5 protein-coding genes and 1 tRNA gene are annotated in these 3,128 nt (G+C 66.7%); 3 read left to right on the top strand and 3 right to left on the bottom strand.

Annotated elements, in window-relative coordinates; genetic code table 11:
• The 3 genes from QN345_RS17305 to QN345_RS17295 form a co-directional block, all read right to left on the bottom strand.
• Positions 1-269: SDR family NAD(P)-dependent oxidoreductase (locus QN345_RS17305; protein ID WP_323508954.1), on the bottom strand; the 269-nt coding region annotated here is incomplete at its 3' end.
• A 103-nt stretch (positions 270-372) separates the two neighbouring features.
• Entirely contained in the window at positions 373-1,071 is a 699-nt protein-coding gene (locus tag QN345_RS17300) for a TetR/AcrR family transcriptional regulator (protein ID WP_134558966.1), read from the bottom strand.
• An 87-nt stretch (positions 1,072-1,158) separates the two neighbouring features.
• Positions 1,159-1,231, bottom strand: a tRNA-Lys gene (locus tag QN345_RS17295).
• Between the two features lie 144 nt (positions 1,232-1,375).
• On the opposite strand from QN345_RS17295, the gene QN345_RS17290 reads away from it, so the two are divergent.
• The 3 genes from QN345_RS17290 to QN345_RS17280 form a co-directional block, all read left to right on the top strand.
• Complete coding sequence (locus QN345_RS17290; protein WP_134450007.1) at positions 1,376-2,020, top strand: DNA-directed RNA polymerase subunit beta; 645 nt, start codon at positions 1,376-1,378, stop codon at positions 2,018-2,020.
• Positions 2,021-2,221: 201 nt separating this feature from the next.
• The gene (locus tag QN345_RS17285; RefSeq protein WP_241975328.1) at positions 2,222-2,806 is read left to right on the top strand and encodes a sigma-70 family RNA polymerase sigma factor; all 585 of its coding nucleotides are present in this window, start codon (positions 2,222-2,224) and stop codon (positions 2,804-2,806) included.
• On the top strand, positions 2,803-3,128 hold a 326-nt coding region (locus QN345_RS17280), incomplete at its 3' end, for a zf-HC2 domain-containing protein (RefSeq protein WP_323508953.1). The genes QN345_RS17285 and QN345_RS17280, both read left to right, overlap by 4 nt.

Genomic DNA, 3,128 nt, shown 5'->3' with positions numbered 1-3,128 from the left:
CCGAACTCCGCCTCCACCGCGTCGAACGCGGCCGACATGGCTCCCTCGTCGGCGACGTCGCCGCCGATCGCGATGGCGCGGCCGCCCGCGGCCTTGACCGCGGCGATGGTCTCATCGGCTTTCGCCTGGTTGCCGGCGTAGTGCACGCCGAGGGCGAAGCCGTCGTCTGCAAGTCGCTCGACGACGGCGCGTCCGATGCCGCCTGACCCGCCGGTGACGAGGGCGACCCGGGAGCCCTGGATGGTGGGATTGGTGCCGATGGTACTCATGGGGGATTCGCTTTCTGGTGCACTGCGGTGGTGCGCGCCCTGTTTCGGGCGCGACGGATGACGCCCCGGCGGGACGCCTGAAGACCTGCGGTGGGGCTGGCTGTCAGTCGGAGGGCGACGAGGACTGGATGCGCTCCAGCCATTCGTCGAGCAGCCCGGCCTCGCGGCCCGTGAAGAGAGCAGGGGGCAGGGTGGGACGGCTCGTGCGGAGGGTGATCGCCGCAATGCGGGCGGATTCGCCGGCGTCCGGAGCGGGCGCGGTGTCGGATACCAGCCCGCCGAGGACGATGTCACGCATTATCGACGAAATGGCCGGGTCGGGATAGAGCGCAGGGCGGAGGATCAGGGCGAGAGCGACTCCGGTATTCGCCGCCATCACCACCCGTGCCGCGATCTCAGGAGCAACGCGCAGCCGTCCCTGCGCGGCCAGGCGTTCGAGCACGCTCTGGAGGAGTCGCATGGCTTCGTTCGCTGATTCCGCCTTGGCGACGGATCCTGACCCGAACAGGAGCCGGTAGGCGTTCGGCTGGGCGAGGGCGAACGCATTGTGGCTGTCCCAGCCGGCCCGCAGGTCGCTCAACGGATCGGCGGATTCCTCGGCTGCGCGCTTCATGCCCAGGTACTGGTCCCAGACCTGATCGACCGTGGCCGCGAGCAGGCCCTCCTTGTCGCCGAACAGCCGGTAGATGACCGGTTGCTGCACTCCCGCCGCTTCGCACACGGCGCGCGTCGAGATGTCCCCGCCAGGGGACTGCGCCAGCAACTCGGCCGTCGCGTCGATTATCACTGATCGTGTGCTCATGTGACTGACGCTAACACGAGAGTGTTATCACCGCAACCGCTGCGCACATACTGCTGCTAACAGCACATTCTGCTGCTAACACAAGAGTGGGCCCCGTCGGGCTCGAACCGACGACCCAAGGATTAAAAGTCCTTTGCTCTACCAACTGAGCTAGAGGCCCGCGGTAAATAATCTACCGTGGATTCGGGCAAGGTTTTTCTGGGTACCGTGGGGAGGGTCCCCTCACGGACGGATTCGCCCCGCGAGGCCCCACCAGACACGCACCCAACACGCACGAGCCACGCACGAGACACGGAGGATTCGATTGGCAGAGGACTTCCACAAGCCCACCCAGTTCTCGGGCAGCAAGTTCGAATCCTTCGAGGGTGGCCAGGATCCGGCGGCAATCAGCCGCGTCGCGCATGAGACCGCTCATGCGCTGCTCGCCCGGGTGCGGAACGACCCCGATCCCGAGGTCGTCGAGCGCCTCGTCGCGTACACCGACGAACACGGTATCGACGCGGTCGCAGAGCTGTGGTCGCGCGCAACGCCGCGCAGCCTGCCCGGCGCGCTCTGGCGGATCTACCTCGTCCGCCTGCTCATCCGCCAGGATCCTGAAGGCACGTCGTTCCTCTACCAGCGCGGCACCGAGGTCACCGTGGCGATCGACCCCGTCATCGCCGGAGCCGCCGCGCCGACCGGACCCGCTGAGATCATCGCCCTCGCCGACCAGATCCTCCGCGGCATCTTCACGGGCGACTTCGCCGTCGCGCTCGACCGTGCCGCAGCGTTCTGCCGGGTCATCGCAAGCGGATGCGCGAGTGTCGCCGACGACCTTGACGCGACGGAACTCGCCGCATCGGGGGTGTCCCGCGCCTCGGAGCTGACCACTCGCGCCCTGCGGTTCTCGACGACGGCACAGGAGTTCGGATCGTGCGCCCGGTTGTGGCGAAGCGATTCGCTCGACTAGGAATAAACATCCGTCCTCGTCGTTTACACTGGATGCTGGTCGGGCCGCAGTAACCCCGGGCTCCAATATTCGCCGCTCTGAGCGGCCTCGCGCCGAGAGGCGTTCTGCGGCCCGGCCTTCAGCCTTTTCTGACCAATCCATTTCGTGTTCGGCGCCGAACACTAGTCATGGAACGGGATAAGACCTGACATGCTGGTTCTCATGACTGCTGACTTCGCCGCTGACACCGAGTCGACAGCGCCTCCCTCAAAAGAGGAGCTGCTTACCCGGGTCGCCACTGGCGACCAGGCGGCCTTCGGGGAACTGTACGACCAGATGGCCCCTCGGGTGCTCGGTCTGGTCAAGCGCCTGCTCATCGACCACGCCCAGTCGGAAGAAGTGACCCAGGAGATCTTCCTGGAGATCTGGCAATCGGCGACGCGGTACGAGCCGGCGCGTGGCGGGGCTTCCACCTGGATCATGACCATGGCGCACCGTCGTGCGGTCGACCGGATCAGGTCGTCGCAGGCCGGCCGCGACCGGGACACGAAGATCGGCATCAGAGACCTCGCGGTTGCCTACGACGACGTGTCCGAGACCGTAGAAACACGAATCGAGCATGAAAGGGTGGAGAAGGCGATGTCCAGACTGACCGAACTGCAACGCCAGGCGATCAGTCTTGCCTACTACGGGGGCTTCAGCCAGAGCGAAGTCGCCGCCCAACTGCATATCCCGCTCGGGACCGTGAAGACGAGGCTCAGGGACGGGCTCATCCGCCTTCGCGACGAACTGGGCGTGGCATCATGACCGGCACCGAGAACACCGGCACCCCGGAGCGCAACCCCGGCGAGCTGTCCGGCGCCTACGCGCTCAACGCCCTCGAAGCCAGGGAGCGCGCCGCCTTCGAGGCGCACCTGGAGTCCTCCGAAGAGGCCCGAATCGAGTCCGCCGAACTGAGCGACACGGCGGTGGCCCTGGGCCTCGCGACCGCCCCCGTGCAGCCCTCAGCCGCCCTCAAGGCCTCGCTGATGGCGAAACTCTCCTCGACCCCGCAATTCGCCCCCCTCGCCGGCGTGAAGCTCAACAACCGCCGCATCTCCAAGTCGGACGCGGATGCCCTCATCGAGAA

The organism is Cryobacterium sp. 10I1 (assembly GCF_035019805.1).
Lineage (GTDB): Bacteria > Actinomycetota > Actinomycetes > Actinomycetales > Microbacteriaceae > Cryobacterium > Cryobacterium glucosi.
Note: the sequence above shows the minus strand (reverse complement) of the source record. Positions and strands in the feature narration are given on the sequence as shown.

Excerpts from the sequence above, each read along its gene's own strand:
- QN345_RS17300 (WP_134558966.1), bottom strand. The coding sequence starts at position 1,071 with ATGAGCACACGATCAGTGATAATCGACGCGACGGCCGAGTTGCTGGCG.
- QN345_RS17285 (WP_241975328.1), top strand. The coding sequence starts at position 2,222 with ATGACTGCTGACTTCGCCGCTGACACCGAGTCGACAGCGCCTCCCTCA.